Source organism: Pseudomonas sp. ES3-33 (assembly GCF_000952175.1).
GTDB lineage: Bacteria > Pseudomonadota > Gammaproteobacteria > Pseudomonadales > Pseudomonadaceae > Aquipseudomonas > Aquipseudomonas gregormendelii.
The window spans coordinates 1-13,208 of record NZ_JZRI01000057.1 but is presented as its reverse complement, the minus strand read 5'-3'; the positions used below and the strand labels follow the sequence as shown (position 1 = coordinate 13,208).

At 60.0% G+C, this 13,208-nt stretch carries 15 protein-coding genes; 8 read left to right on the top strand and 7 right to left on the bottom strand.

Going from position 1 to position 13,208, the window contains the following annotated elements:
* Positions 1 to 76 precede the first annotated feature (76 nt).
* The gene (locus UB23_RS09975; protein WP_045059162.1) at positions 77 to 1,915 is read right to left on the bottom strand and encodes a long-chain-acyl-CoA synthetase; all 1,839 of its coding nucleotides are present in this window, start codon (positions 1,913 to 1,915) and stop codon (positions 77 to 79) included.
* 335 nt (positions 1,916 to 2,250) lie between these two features.
* On the opposite strand from UB23_RS09975, the gene UB23_RS09970 reads away from it, so the two are divergent.
* Complete coding sequence (locus UB23_RS09970; protein WP_045059161.1) at positions 2,251 to 2,529, top strand: DUF3509 domain-containing protein; 279 nt, start codon at positions 2,251 to 2,253, stop codon at positions 2,527 to 2,529.
* Positions 2,530 to 2,767: 238 nt separating this feature from the next.
* Here UB23_RS09970 and mtnC read toward each other — a convergent pair whose 3' ends face one another.
* From mtnC to aroC, 5 genes are read right to left on the bottom strand one after another with little or no spacing between them, the layout of a single operon-like run.
* Positions 2,768 to 3,451, bottom strand: a complete 684-nt coding sequence (gene mtnC, locus UB23_RS09965) for an acireductone synthase (protein ID WP_045059160.1) — start codon at positions 3,449 to 3,451, stop codon at positions 2,768 to 2,770.
* Between the two features lie 4 nt (positions 3,452 to 3,455).
* On the bottom strand, positions 3,456 to 4,001 hold the full coding sequence (locus tag UB23_RS09960; RefSeq protein ID WP_045059159.1) for a 1,2-dihydroxy-3-keto-5-methylthiopentene dioxygenase: 546 nt from the start codon (positions 3,999 to 4,001) through the stop codon (positions 3,456 to 3,458).
* 20 nt (positions 4,002 to 4,021) lie between these two features.
* Positions 4,022 to 4,648, bottom strand: a complete 627-nt coding sequence (locus UB23_RS09955; RefSeq protein ID WP_045059158.1) for a methylthioribulose 1-phosphate dehydratase — start codon at positions 4,646 to 4,648, stop codon at positions 4,022 to 4,024.
* The gene (locus UB23_RS09950) at positions 4,645 to 5,796 is read right to left on the bottom strand and encodes an MFS transporter (RefSeq protein WP_045059157.1); all 1,152 of its coding nucleotides are present in this window, start codon (positions 5,794 to 5,796) and stop codon (positions 4,645 to 4,647) included. The genes UB23_RS09955 and UB23_RS09950 overlap by 4 nt, the downstream gene beginning before the upstream one ends.
* Positions 5,797 to 5,824: 28 nt before the next feature.
* Positions 5,825 to 6,916 carry a chorismate synthase gene (gene aroC, locus UB23_RS09945; protein ID WP_045059156.1) on the bottom strand — a complete coding sequence of 364 codons (1,092 nt, stop codon included), beginning with the start codon at positions 6,914 to 6,916 and terminating at the stop codon, positions 5,825 to 5,827.
* A gap of 129 nt (positions 6,917 to 7,045) precedes the next feature.
* On the opposite strand from aroC, the gene UB23_RS09940 reads away from it, so the two are divergent.
* Together UB23_RS09940 and UB23_RS09935 are read left to right on the top strand one after the other, a co-directional pair.
* Positions 7,046 to 7,999, top strand: a complete 954-nt coding sequence (locus tag UB23_RS09940; protein ID WP_045059155.1) for an alpha/beta hydrolase — start codon at positions 7,046 to 7,048, stop codon at positions 7,997 to 7,999.
* Between the two features lie 99 nt (positions 8,000 to 8,098).
* Positions 8,099 to 8,890, top strand: coding sequence for a hypothetical protein (locus UB23_RS09935; protein WP_045059154.1), 792 nt, complete (start codon positions 8,099 to 8,101; stop codon positions 8,888 to 8,890).
* A 127-nt stretch (positions 8,891 to 9,017) separates the two neighbouring features.
* On the opposite strand, the gene prmB is transcribed toward UB23_RS09935, so the two are convergent.
* Entirely contained in the window at positions 9,018 to 9,926 is a 909-nt protein-coding gene (gene prmB / locus UB23_RS09930; RefSeq protein WP_045059153.1) for a 50S ribosomal protein L3 N(5)-glutamine methyltransferase, read from the bottom strand.
* 240 nt (positions 9,927 to 10,166) lie between these two features.
* Here prmB and UB23_RS09925 point away from each other — a divergent pair, with 240 nt between their 5' ends.
* From UB23_RS09925 to UB23_RS09905, 5 genes are all read left to right on the top strand, one after another.
* Positions 10,167 to 10,757, top strand: a complete 591-nt coding sequence (locus tag UB23_RS09925) for a cysteine hydrolase family protein (RefSeq protein ID WP_045059152.1) — start codon at positions 10,167 to 10,169, stop codon at positions 10,755 to 10,757.
* Between the two features lie 131 nt (positions 10,758 to 10,888).
* Complete coding sequence (locus UB23_RS09920) at positions 10,889 to 11,209, top strand: hypothetical protein (RefSeq protein ID WP_045059151.1); 321 nt, start codon at positions 10,889 to 10,891, stop codon at positions 11,207 to 11,209.
* An 86-nt stretch (positions 11,210 to 11,295) separates the two neighbouring features.
* The gene (locus UB23_RS09915) at positions 11,296 to 11,853 is read left to right on the top strand and encodes a Smr/MutS family protein (RefSeq protein ID WP_045059150.1); all 558 of its coding nucleotides are present in this window, start codon (positions 11,296 to 11,298) and stop codon (positions 11,851 to 11,853) included.
* A 77-nt stretch (positions 11,854 to 11,930) separates the two neighbouring features.
* Complete coding sequence (gene folE, locus UB23_RS09910; protein WP_045059149.1) at positions 11,931 to 12,476, top strand: GTP cyclohydrolase I FolE; 546 nt, start codon at positions 11,931 to 11,933, stop codon at positions 12,474 to 12,476.
* Between the two features lie 104 nt (positions 12,477 to 12,580).
* Positions 12,581 to 12,952: a glutathione S-transferase N-terminal domain-containing protein gene (locus UB23_RS09905; protein ID WP_045059148.1), complete on the top strand. Its 372-nt coding sequence runs from the start codon at positions 12,581 to 12,583 to the stop codon at positions 12,950 to 12,952.
* The last annotated feature ends 256 nt before the right edge of the window (positions 12,953 to 13,208 follow it).

The window sequence follows — 13,208 nt, the reverse complement described above, 5'->3', positions numbered from 1 at the left end:
GGTGCAAAGGGCGACAGTTTCCCGAGCAGCCTGGAGACTGTCACTTCTTTTTTCTGATCAAGGGTCATAGCCAGATTCAATAACGGTGTTTGCCATCATGAATCTCGGCCAGCACCTGTTCAGTCACCTGCACATAGGTGTGAGTTCCCGGCAACCAGGCATAGATGGGATCGTCACCGGTTTTACCGGGGTCAAACCCTTCGTCCTTGAGGCGGGTCTTCTGGTACTTGAAGGTGCCGGTGGTTTCCATTTTCACCTTCACCCGCAGGAACAACGGTACGGCATACGCGGGCATCTGTTCGCGAGCGAATGCCAGCAGCTCACTGAAATCCAGGGTCGCCAGGGATTCGGCCGGGGTGATCGCGGCCATGCCGGCACGGCCATTGGTGTTGTGTACTTCCACCCCGTAGGCCACCGCCTCGGAAATATTCGGATGCTGCAGCAGGATGTTTTCCACCTCGGTGGTCGAGACGTTCTCGCCTTTCCAGCGATAGGTATCGCCCAGTCGATCGACAAACTGGGCGTGACCGAAGCCGATGTTGCGCAACAGGTCGCCGGTATTGAAGTAACGGTCGCCCTTTTCAAACACGTCGTGCAGCACCACCTTTGCGGTCTTCTGCGCGTCGGTGTAGCCATCCAGTGGCGCCTTGTCGTCGATTTTCGCCAGCAGCAACCCTTGCTCGCCTTTGGCAACCTTGCGCATGAACCCCTTGGCGTCACGCAGAGGCTGGCCACTGTCGTGGTCGTAGGCAGCCAGCTCCCAGGACATCAGGGAAAAACCTACGGTGTTGTCGAAGTTGAGAACGTTGGTGAAACCGATATTGCCGTCACTGGCAGCGTACAGCTCGCAGATGTGCTGCACCGCAAAGCGGGTCTTGAATTCAGCCCAGGCGCCGGGGCGCAGGCCGTTGCCGATCATCTTGGTGACCCGGTGCCGGCTGTCTTGGGCAGTGGGCGGCTGATCGACCAGGTAGCGACACAGTTCACCGACATAGCCGAGGGTGGTCGCACGGTATTTGCGCACATCATCCCAGAACTGGCTGGCGCTGAACTTGCGGCGAATGGCGAAACCTGAGGCGCCACTGATGGCCGAGCCCCAGCACACACACAGCCCGGTGGCGTGGTACAGCGGCAGGGTGCAGTAGACGATATCGTCCGGGCTCATGTTCAGCGCGATCGTGCCAAAACTGGCGGAACTGCGCATCCAGCGACCGTGCTTGAACACCCCGGCCTTGGGTAACCCGGTGGTGCCTGAGGTGTAGATGTAGAAGCAGGGATCGTCGCAGAATACCTGCTGGCTGGTCACCGGGTTTGCGCTTGGGCTGTCGGCGATGGCCGCCATCATGTTGATGAAACCATCGGGCGCAATGCCCGGGTGCCGGCAGGTGTCCTGATCGGCTACGAACCAGGTGCGGGCAGGCTCCAGCGCCACGCGCTCGCGAACAGCGGAGAACGCCGGCACCAGTTCTTCGCCGACAATGATCGCCGCAGGCGCTACCAGGTTCAGGCTGTGCACCAGGGTGTCACGGGTTTGCGAGGTATTGAGCAGCGCGCTGATCGCACCCGTCTTGGCCACCGCCAGGATAGTCACCAGCAGTTCCGGACGATTCTCGATGAACACCGCCACCACATCACCCTTGCGGATGCCCTGCGCGCTCAAATGGTGAGCCATGCGATTGGCCCACTCGTTCACCTGGGCGTAGGTCAGGAGCACATCGCCCTGAAGCAATGCCGGGCCGTCGGGATTGCGCAACGTCGCTTGCTCGAAGCTCCAGCCCAGGCCACAGGACTGGGTTGGATCCTTGACGTTGGCAGCCTTCATGCCCCGGACCACTCGTGGCAGGGCCTTGGCGATGGTGGGCAGTTTGCGCAGCATCATGCCCCAGGTAATCGTGTCGTTCAGCGCGCGGCTCATCGTTGCTCCCGTTCGATCTTTTTATTGTCGGGTGGTGGCCGAAAGTACGTGAGTGATTCAGGGGCTGTACACGCAGTTTTTGCAATGTTTTGTATCCGCACAACAGACCGGCGACAACGTGAGCCCGGTTTTTGCGATTGGTTCCATTGAAACCGAACGAATCTCGCAAAATGCAGGATGCACGATGGCCTTTCATGCAGATTGCACGAAAGCAAAAATTGGCTTATTTTTTATCTTATTGATTTGTAAGGGTTTTTATTATTTTCAAATGCTGGCACAAAGGGTGCAACTACCTCTCCATGCTTGCCAATCAAGTGCTAACGGAGCTGATAGACATGAGCCTGATCCAAGAAAAATTTACCTCCCTGTTCTCCAACTTCGAAGTGAACACTCAGCCACGCCCCGACGGCGGCATCCTGCTGACACTGCGCAGTCAGGAAGGCAAAGTCTTCAAACGCTCGATTTCCTACCAGCAACTGCATGCTGGCGACCAGTTGTCCTGGGTGATCAGCGCGATCCGTCGTGACCTGGCTGAGCAAGCCAGCGAGTTGCCACAGATTTCGATGCTGCAAAGCCAGCAACGGTTCGCTCTGCCGACTTATCATTCGGCGTAAATTGTCGCAGGGCTGCAAACAGTCAGGCCGTGAGAGCTTTCGCTTCACGGCCTGAGTTGTTTCTGAAGTTTGTAAGGCTTAACACGCCCCTGCCTGATTCCTGAGACGCGCCCCTGTAGGAGCGAGCTTGCTCGCGAAAAACTACCAGGCGCCTTGGCCACTCAGGCTTCCCGCGTCATCGTTGACGACCATCGCGAGCAAGCTCGCTCCTACAGTCCATAGTCTATTCGGAGACTGTTTAGTATCTGGTCGGATCGATGCTCGCGAAGCTGTCGACAGTCTGGTGACCAGTCAGCGTCCCGCCTTCACGTGCCAGGCCGCAGGTGGCCATACCGGCTTCCCGCGCCGCGTCCAGTTCTTCGACGATATCCGACAGAAACAGAATTTGCGCCGCTTCAAGGCCAATCGCCTGAGTGATGCGCTGGTAAGACTGCGCCTCACGCTTTGGCCCCGAGGTCGTATCGAAGTAACCGCTGAATAACGGCGACAAATCCCCTGCCTCCGAGCAACCGAAAATCAGCTTCTGCGCCTGAATCGAGCCTGACGAATAAACAAAAAGTTGAAAACCCGCCTGATGCCACGCCTTGAGCGCTTCAACAGCATCCGGGTACACATGCCCCTGCAACTGCCCTGCCTTGTACCCCTGCTCCCAGACCATCCCTTGCAACGCCTTCAACGGCGTGGCCTTGCGGTCTTCGGCAATCCAGCCCAGGAGTATCTCGATGACACGCTCGACATCCGCCTGCGGCTCATGGCTGTCCTGGCGCACTGCGTCCAATTGCTCGGCCACATCGGCGCGCCCGGCCTGTTGCCGTACGAAATCCGGCAGGTGCCTGGCCGCATAGGGAAACAGTACGTCGAACACAAAGCTCACGGCGCTGGTGGTGCCTTCGATGTCGGTGAGGATTGCTTTGATCGGCATCGGCTCAGTCCTCGAGTCGCGGGAAGCGATTGGCGATGTCTTCGCCGGTGAAGTTGGCCACCCAGCCTTCAGGGTTATTGAACAGGCGGATTGCCACGAAGTGCGGATGTTCGCCCATGTCGAACCAATGCGGGGTACCGGCCGGCACCGAGATCAGGTCGTTCTTCTCGCACAGCACGGCGTAGACGTAATCGTCGATGTGCAGGGTAAACAATCCACGGCCGGCGACGAAAAATCTTACTTCGTCTTCGCCATGCCGGTGTTCGTCGAGGAACTTGGCGCGCAATTCGGCCTTCTGCGGGTGATCGCTGTTGAGGCTGATAACGTCGACCGTCACGTAGCCTCGTTCGGTCATCAGCTTGTCGATCTGCTCCTGGTACGCCGCGATCACTTCTTCCTGGCTGGCGCCGGGCTGGATCTTCGCCGCCGCTTGCCAGCGGTCGAAGCGCACGCCCTGCTCGGCCAGGGTCGAGGCGATGTCTTCGAAATGGGTCAGCACCTTGTTCGGAATGTCAGGGCTTGAGACGTGGTAAACGGACAGGCTGCTCATCAGGGCAACTCCTTAACGGTTCATGCGTTACGGTTGGAGAGCGAGCGCATCTTCAACTCGCACTCAAACAAAAATTCGAAGGCCTCGATCTGCCGCAACGCGTCGCTCATGCGCGCGCCCCAGGTGTACAGGCCGTGGCCGCGAATCAGGTAACCCACGCAATCAGGGTGCGCCTCCAGCCAAGGCTGAACCTTGGCGGCGAGGCGCGCAATGTCCTGGTCATTGTCGAAGACAGGCACGCGCACCCGGGATTCGTGGGTCGATACGCCACTGAAGGCTTTTTGCAGTTCGTAATCTTCGAACTCGATGAAGGCTTGCGGCGTCAGGCGCGACAGCACCGTGGCGTTCACCGAATGGGTGTGCAGCACCGCGCCGATGTCCCCGCGCCAGCTATAAAGCTGGGTGTGCAGCAGGGTTTCGGCGGAGGGTTTCTTGCCCGGTTCCAGGCTGTTGCCCGACAGGTCGGTTGCCAGTACATCGTTCAGGCTCAACTGGCCTTTGTGCTTGCCGGACACGGTCAGCAGCGCCTCGGTGGGCGACAGACGGGTCGAATAGTTGCTGCTGGTGGCCGGCGACCAGCCGCGGCCATGCAGAAAACGCCCGGCATCAATGATTTCCTGGGCGAGGTGTTCACGGGTAAGGCTCATGGCCGGTCCTCTTGCATGCGTGTGGCTATGATAACGGCAGCGGCGAAGGCTGCGAGACTGGCGATACTAAAGGTGAACGTGGCCCCGAGGGCATTCCAGCTGTAGCCGGAGTACAGCGCACCCAATGCGCCGCCAGTGCCAGCCAGGGCTGCGTACAACGCCTGGCCCTGCCCTTGCTGGCGCGCACCGAAACTACGTTGCACGAATTGGATGGCAGCGGCATGAAAACTGCCGAAGGTAGCCGCGTGCAGCACCTGGGCAAACAGCAGCACCCACACATATTCGGCGAACGAGCCCAGCAGCACCCATCGCAGCGCCGCCAGCAGGAAACTCGCCAGCAGCACCCGGCGCACGGAGAACCGCGCAAGAATCTTGCTCATGCCCAGGAACATCAGGACTTCGGCCACCACCCCCAATGCCCAGAGCATGCCGATCAGTCCACGACTGTAGCCCAACTGCTCAAGGTGCAGGGTGAGGAAGGTGTAATAAGGGCCATGGCTCAGTTGCATCAGGCCCACGCAGGCGTAAAACGCCAGGACGCCCGGGCTGCGCAGCTGTTGCAGAAAACCGTCGCCGGCGATGCGTTCACTTTGCACCGGCTCGGCATTGGGCACCCACAGGCTGCTGATCACGATCCCGGCCATGATCAGCACCAGCGCCAACGGATAAATATCCAGGCTCAACCACTCGAACAAGCGCCCCAGCGCGACGACGGTGATGATAAAACCGATGGAGCCCCACAAACGGACCTGGCTGTAGCGCGAGGTCTGGCCTTTCAAGTGCGCCAAGGTGATGACTTCGAACTGCGGCAGCACCGCGTGCCAGAAGAACGCGTGCAAGGCCATGACCATGGCCAGCCAGGCGTAGGTCTTGCTGACGAAAATAAGCGAGAACGAAAGCAGCGTGCAGACCGCACCGAAGCGCACGATCGCCAGGCGTCGGCCGCTGTAGTCACCCAGCCAGCCCCAGATATTGGGCGCCACGCACCGCATCAGCATCGGGATGGCCACCAGCTCGCCGATGCGCGCGCTGGAAAACCCCAGGTGATCGAAGTACAGCGCCAGAAACGGCGCCGTCGAACCGAGCAAGGCGAAATAGAACAGATAAAAACTGGAAAGCCGCCAGTACGGGAGTGCCGCTGTCGTCATCAGACAGCAGCGGCCTTGAGGCCAGCCATTAAAGCTGACCCAGCACCGGCGTGCTTACTTGCACATCGGCGTTCTGCCCACGGTGGCGCAGCAGGTGATCCATGAGCACGATGGCCATCATCGCTTCGGCAATCGGCGTGGCGCGGATGCCCACGCACGGGTCGTGACGGCCCTTGGTGATCACATCCGCCGGGTTGCCGTGGACGTCGATCGAACGGCCTGGCGTGGTAATGCTGGATGTCGGCTTCAACGCCAGGTGCGCAACGATCGGCTGTCCGGAGGAAATGCCGCCCAAAATGCCCCCGGCGTTATTGCTGAGGAAACCTTCGGGGGTCATTTCGTCGCGGTGTTCGGTGCCTCGCTGGGCGACGCTGGCGAAACCGGCGCCGATTTCCACGCCCTTGACTGCGTTGATGCTCATCAGCGCATGGGCCAGCTCGGCGTCAAGACGGTCGAAAATCGGCTCGCCCAGGCCTGGCATCACACCTTCAGCGACCACGGTGATCTTCGCGCCGACCGAATCCTGATCGCGGCGCAACTGGTCCATGTAGGCCTCAAGCTCGGGCACCTTGTCCGGGTCGGGGCTGAAGAAGGCGTTGTCTTCCACCGAATCCCAGGTCTTGAACGGAATCTCGATCGGGCCCAGCTGGCTCATGTAGCCCCGAATGACGATGCCCTGGGTCGCCAGGTATTTTTTTGCGATCGCGCCGGCCGCTACGCGCATCGCGGTTTCACGAGCCGAACTGCGGCCGCCACCGCGGTAATCGCGCTCGCCGTATTTGTGGTGATAGGTGTAGTCGGCGTGGGCCGGACGGAACAGATCCTTGATCGCCGAGTAGTCCTTGGACTTCTGGTCAGTGTTGCGAATCAACAAGCCGATGGCACAACCGGTGGTGCGGCCTTCGAACACGCCAGCAAGGATTTCCACCTCATCGGCTTCCTGACGTTGCGTGGTGTGACGGCTGGTGCCGGGTTTGCGGCGATCGAGGTCGCGCTGCAAATCCTCCAGGGAAATTTCCAGGCCCGGCGGGCAGCCGTCGACAATGGCGACCAACGCCGGACCATGGCTTTCGCCAGCGGTGGTGACAGTGAACAGCTTGCCGTAGGTATTGCCGGACATGCAGGACGCTCCGTGAATTGAACGTGAATACGTAATGCGCGCCAGTATACGCAGGCTACCCAAGTAGTTCATCCTCGAACCTTATGGGTGCCCGCGAGTCCAACCGGCACCTTTGTGAATGATGGCGTGATGATGCTGCGAGTTCTAGCCTTGAGCCTTACCTTGTTTACCGGATTTGTGCAGGCCACTGTCCTGCAACGTCCCATCTCGCTGGACACCGGCAGCGGCGAACTGTTTGGTTCGTTGTTGTTGCCTAAGTCCGACACCCCCGTGCCCGTGGTGCTGATCATTTCCGGCTCCGGCCCGACCGACCGCGACGGCAACAACCCCGACGGCGGGCGAAATGACAGCCTCAAGCGCCTGGCCTGGGTGCTGGCCAAACACAACATCGCCAGCGTGCGCTACGACAAGCGCGGCGTTGCCGCGAGCCTGCCCGCCACCCCGGACGAGCGCAATCTATCAGTGGAGGGCTACGTGTCCGACGCCCAGGCGTGGGGGCGCAAGCTCAAGGCTGACCCGCGATTCGGCCAGTTGATTCTGCTGGGGCACAGCGAAGGTGCCTTGATCGCCAGCCTCGCCGCGCCCCATGTCGATGCCGCAGCCGTGATTTCCATGTCCGGCAGCGCTCGCCCAATTGACCAGGTACTGCGCCAGCAATTGAGCAACCGTCTGCCTGCGCCCTTGATGTTGCGCGCCAACGAATTGCTCGACAGCCTCAAGGCCGGCCACACCGACGACAACGTGCCGCCGCAACTGCAGGTGATTTTCCGCCCGAGCGTGCAGCCGTACCTGATCTCACTGTTTCGCCAGGATCCGGCAGCGGCGTTCGCCAAGCTTGCGATGCCGGCGCTGATCATCCAGGGCAGTAACGACATCCAGGTCGGCGTCGGTGACGCCAAGCTGCTCAAGGCGGCCAAGCCGGACGCCGAACTGGCACTGATTGAAGGCATGAACCACGTGATGCGCATCGTGCCCAACGACGTGAAGCGCCAGTTGGCGTCGTACAAGGATCCGAATTTGCCGCTAGCCGCCGAGCTGGGCTCACGCATCATCGGGTTTATTGACGGACTTCGTGCCAGTTAAGCGCTATTGACCCTCCAGTCCTGCAGAAAACGGCCGATAAGCCGGTGTCGCCAGCAATAAGCCTGGCGACACGCCGAGCTTGGACAGGACCTTGCCGTTATGACTGACACCCCGACTTCACCCGCCACCGCAGCTGAACAGGACGCGCCCCCAGCGGTCGAGCTGCCGTGGGCGGACGTGCACGCCGAGCATCGCCAGATGCTGCGCCTGGCTCCCCTGCAGACTGATCGCAACACCGGTGGGCGACCGCTGCGCTTTGTCGAATTCGGCTACGCCGAACGTCATGACAAGGAACGCAGCCTGATGCGCATGAGCATCACCCTGCCCGGCCAGCGAGTGCGCAAGGAACAGAACCTGCTGGATGTGTGGGTCGATCACCAGGACAAAAGCGTGCACTTCGGCCCCGACAGCGGCTTGCAGATCGAACCGATGAATCGTGGCGTCGGTCGCTTCATGGCGACCCACGGCATCACCTGGCTGAAGCAACGCTGGCCCGGGTACAGGGTCAACGGCCGCGATCTCAATAACAAGGACGCGCTGAACGAAGACACCCGCCTGCGTCGTGATGAGTTCCTCAAGGGGCACGGTTTTGAAGTGGTCTATGCCGATGCCCAGCATCTCAAGGGCAGCGTCAAGGACGTGCCGGTCGGCGACCTGAAGGCGCAGTGGAACAGCGAGAAGGTGCAGGTGGTGGAGATTCTCGAGGCGGCGCAGATGCTCCAGCAGGCCGAGCAGAACCTGGCCGAGCAGGAGGTCAAACTCAAGCAACACGAGGAAAAGGTCAGCAAGTACCGGCGCGAGGACACGGCGCTGCGCTTTACCATCTCATGCCTGGTGGCATTTGCGGTGTTTCAGGCGGGGTTGTTGATCTGGATTGCTACGCACAGGTAGGGCTTGGGGGCTATGGTGCCGCCATCGCTGGCAAGCCAGGCTCCCACAGGATTACTGTCGTTGCGATAATGGCTGAACGACACAAAAACCTGTGGGAGCCTGGCTTGCCAGCGATGGCTTCCTCGGGTCAGACGCGGGACGCGAATAGCGCCTGATGCTCCCGGCACTGCTGCGCCGTCAACATGAACACCCCGTGTCCACCGCGCTCTAAGTCCAGCCAGGCGAAATCGACTTCCGGGTACAACCCCTCGACGTGCACCTGGCTGTTGCCTACTTCGACAATCAGCAAACCCTTCTCGGTCAAATGCTCGCCGGCTTGTGCGAGCATGCGGCGCACCAGGTTCAAGCCATCGTCGCCGCACGCCAGGCCAAGTTCCGGCTCATGCTGGTACTCGTCCGGCATGTCGGCAAAATCTTCGGCATCGACATAAGGCGGGTTCGACACGATCAGGTCGAAGCGCTGCCCTGGCAACCCATCGAACCCATCGCCCTGCACCGTGTACACGCGCTCATCGACGCCATGGCGCTCGATGTTCTGGTTGGCCACTTCCAGCGCTTCGAAGGACAGGTCGGCCAGCACCACCTCAGCGTTCTGGAATTCGTAGGCGCAGGCAATCCCGATGCAGCCGGAACCGGTGCACAGGTCAAGGATTCGTGCAGGCTCGCTGCCCAGCCATGGCTCGAAACGTTTTTCGATCAGCTCGCCGATCGGCGAGCGCGGGATCAGCACGCGTTCGTCCACGATGAACGACATGCCGCAGAACCAGGCCTCACCGAGCAAATAGGCGGTGGGAATACGTTCTTCGATGCGCCGCTTGAGCAATCGCTGGAGGTTGACCAACTCGTCCTCTTCCAGGTTGCAGTCGAGGTAGCTGTCCGCCATTTCCCACGGCAGGTGCAATGCACCCAACACCAGTTGACGAGCTTCGTCCCAGGCGTTGTCGGTCCCATGGCCGAAGAACAGATCCTCCCCATGGAAGCGGCTGACGGCCCAACGGATATGGTCGCGCAGGGTACGAAGTCGGGAAGTGATCACGGGGGCAAACTCTCTGAAAAAACGACTGGCGATTCTACCAGCCAAAACGCCTGGCGACGACGCCGTAAAAACATCCCGGCAAATGTAGGACTTTTCTGTTTTTTCGCCAGGCCGATGAACAAATTGTGAGTAATGACAAGGCTGCAAGCCAGTAAAGACGGCATCTGCGATCGTAGCGATTCACAGAATCGCTCAGCCAGAGGACAATGTCGCAAAAGCCCCACCCGAAGGAGCCCCAGAATGTCCGTTCCAAAAACGATGTTTCAACTCAGCGGCCGCGGTTATGCAGCAGCCAATCTGAGTCATGCGACCCTTGTCATCATCGATGCCCAGAAGGAATACCTCAGTGGTCCCCTGGCCCTGAACGGCATGGATGCTGCCGTCGCGAACATCAAGCAACTGGTAAGCGCTGCCCGCGCCGCCGGCCGGCCGATCGTGCATGTGCGTCACCTTGGCACCGTGGGTGGTCTGTTTGACCCCCAGGGCGAACGCGGTGAATTCATTCCAGGCCTGGAGCCCCTGGCCGACGAAACCATCATCGGCAAACTGCTGCCGAGCGCGTTTCACGGCACCGAATTGCTGGAGCGCTTGCAGAATCTGGGCTCGCTGGACCTGATCGTATGCGGCTTCATGAGCCATTCCAGCGTCAGCACCACCGTACGCGCGGCGAAAAACCTGGGCTTTCGCTGCACCCTCGTCGAAGACGCCTGTGCCACCCGCGACCTGCCTTACAAGGGCACAGTCCTCAGCGCCGAACACGTGCAGCAGACAGAAATGGCGATCATGGCGGACAACTTCGCCACCCTCGCCCTGACTCACGAACTGATTTGACCGATGCCTGACGAGCGGTGCATATCGCCGCTCATCCGCAAAAGCCTCTCATTTGCTGTAATTGTCTTAGCCTCAGGAACATCCCGGTCAACTCCCGGTCGAAGGGCCGATACCCATTGAGGAAGGTCGGAATGAAGTTATCCGATGGTTTTGACGCTCGGCGCCTGCGCCCCAAAGGCCAGAGCAACTGGCGTTTTCGTTTTGGTGCCGCATTCGCTGCGCTGCTGGCCACCTGCGGCGTGCTGCTCGCGATGGCCGGCGCTGCCAGCCTGCTCGGCCGCCCGCCCGCACTCGGCGAACTGAATGCAAGCCCATTGGGCTCGACGATCATCCTGGCTGTCGGGCTGTTCGTTTTGTACCTGGGCGTATGGTTGTGGCGCCGCTGCCGTCGTCGCGCGCGGCAATCACGGGAACTGAACATGTCGCCGCACCTGATGAAAAAACACGATTGATGCAAAGGCCCGCCTGCTGACGGGCCTCAATTGTTATGGCTCAAGCCCCGACTTGGGTAAACTGGCCGCCCTTCGCGGAGGCTGACATGCAAGACGACGATTTTTCCCTGTTCAAAAGTGCGATCCAAGGCGTCAAGCCGATCAAGCACGATCGCGCCGAAACCGGCAAACCCAAGGCTGACCGCGCGCAGATCGCCAAGCTGCGCCAGGCCGCCACCGTGCGCACCGATGCCACCACCGTTGACGGCCTGTCCGACCAGTTCGTGATCGACGTCGGCCCCGAAGACGAGCTGATGTGGGCCCGTGACGGGGTGCAGGAAAGCCAGATGCGCAAGCTCAAGGTCGGCCAGATCCCTTTTGAAGGCAGCCTCGACCTGCACGGCATGACCGTGGAAAAAGCCCGGGAAACCCTGTGGGCCTTCCTCGCCGAAGCCACCAAATTCGAAATCCGCTGCGTGCGCGTCACCCATGGCAAAGCCGTGCGCCTGGACGGCAAGCGCCCGATGATCAAAAGCCACGTCAACACCTGGCTGCGCCAGCATTCCCAAGTGCTCGGCTTCACCTCGTGCCAGGCCCGACACGGCGGTGCCGGAGCGGTTTATGTGATGCTCAAGCGCACCATGATGGAAGGTCGCGACGATTAAACCTGTCGCTTCACGCTTGCAGCGCCGTGTCCGCCACCGTACCCTTGCCCTTTGCGTAGAATCCCACAGGTAGTTTCATGTCCCTGGAACAGAATTACACCGCGATTCTCGGCCAATTGGGCGAGGACGTATCCCGCGAGGGCCTGCTCGACACGCCAAAGCGTGCCGCCAAAGCCATGCAGTATCTTTGCCGCGGCTATGAACAAACGCTGGAAGAAGTCACCAATGGTGCCTTGTTCAGCTCCGACAACAGCGAAATGGTGCTGGTGAAGGACATCGAGCTCTACTCGTTGTGCGAGCATCACCTGCTGCCGTTCATCGGCAAGGCGCATGTTGCCTACATTCCGAGTGGCAAGGTGCTGGGGCTGTCGAAAGTCGCGCGGATCGTCGATATGTACGCCCGCCGCCTGCAGATCCAGGAAAACCTCAGCCGCCAGATCGCCGACGCGGTAATGGAAGTCACCGGCGCCCTGGGCGTTGCAGTGGTGATCGAGGCCAAGCACATGTGCATGATGATGCGCGGTGTGGAGAAGCAGAATTCGTCGATGATCACGTCTGTGATGCTCGGTGAGTTCCGTGAGAACGCCGCGACCCGCAGCGAATTCCTCAGCCTCATCAAGTAATTCGCAACACGGAGAAAACCGGCATTCATCGCCGGTTTTTTTTCGTCCGGCAAAAATCAGGTAAGCTGCGCGCCTTTATCAATTCCCACCGTGAGGCTTGTACCGTGTTCGTAAAAGCGCTTCGTGTCGGCCTTGGCCAACTGATCATCTTCATCGACTTCATCACCCGCCCGGGCAAGAAGCAGCGCCCGGCCGAGGTTCAGGCCAAGGTCAACTCCGCCGCCAGGGACCTGACCCTGTATCAATTCCACGCCTGCCCGTTCTGCGTGAAAACCCGCCGCACCCTGCGCCGCCTGAATGTGCCGGTTGCGTTGCGCGATGCGAAGAACAACGAACAGGATCGCCAGACGCTGCTGGATCAAGGCGGCAAGATCAAGGTGCCGTGCCTGCGCATCGAAGAGAATGGGCAGACCACCTGGATGTATGAGTCCAAGGTGATCATTGATTATCTGGATAAGCGGTTTGCAGCGGCTTGATCCATTTGGATGTTTGATCTGGCGCCTTCGCGTACTCGTAAGTGGGCCAGCACAGCCAAGCCTGGTTGCGCTCGCGCGCAACACGACATGCATGCCGCACACAAGTAAAGCCCACCAGATTGTGGGCTTTACTTGCATGCGACACGAAAATAAATTCGACTTTAAGATGCGGGGCTTTGCAAAACCAGAATCTCTTCAAACAATTTCATTCGCTCCTGCTCAAGCTTGGAAATAGAGCTGTCTCTTATACACATCT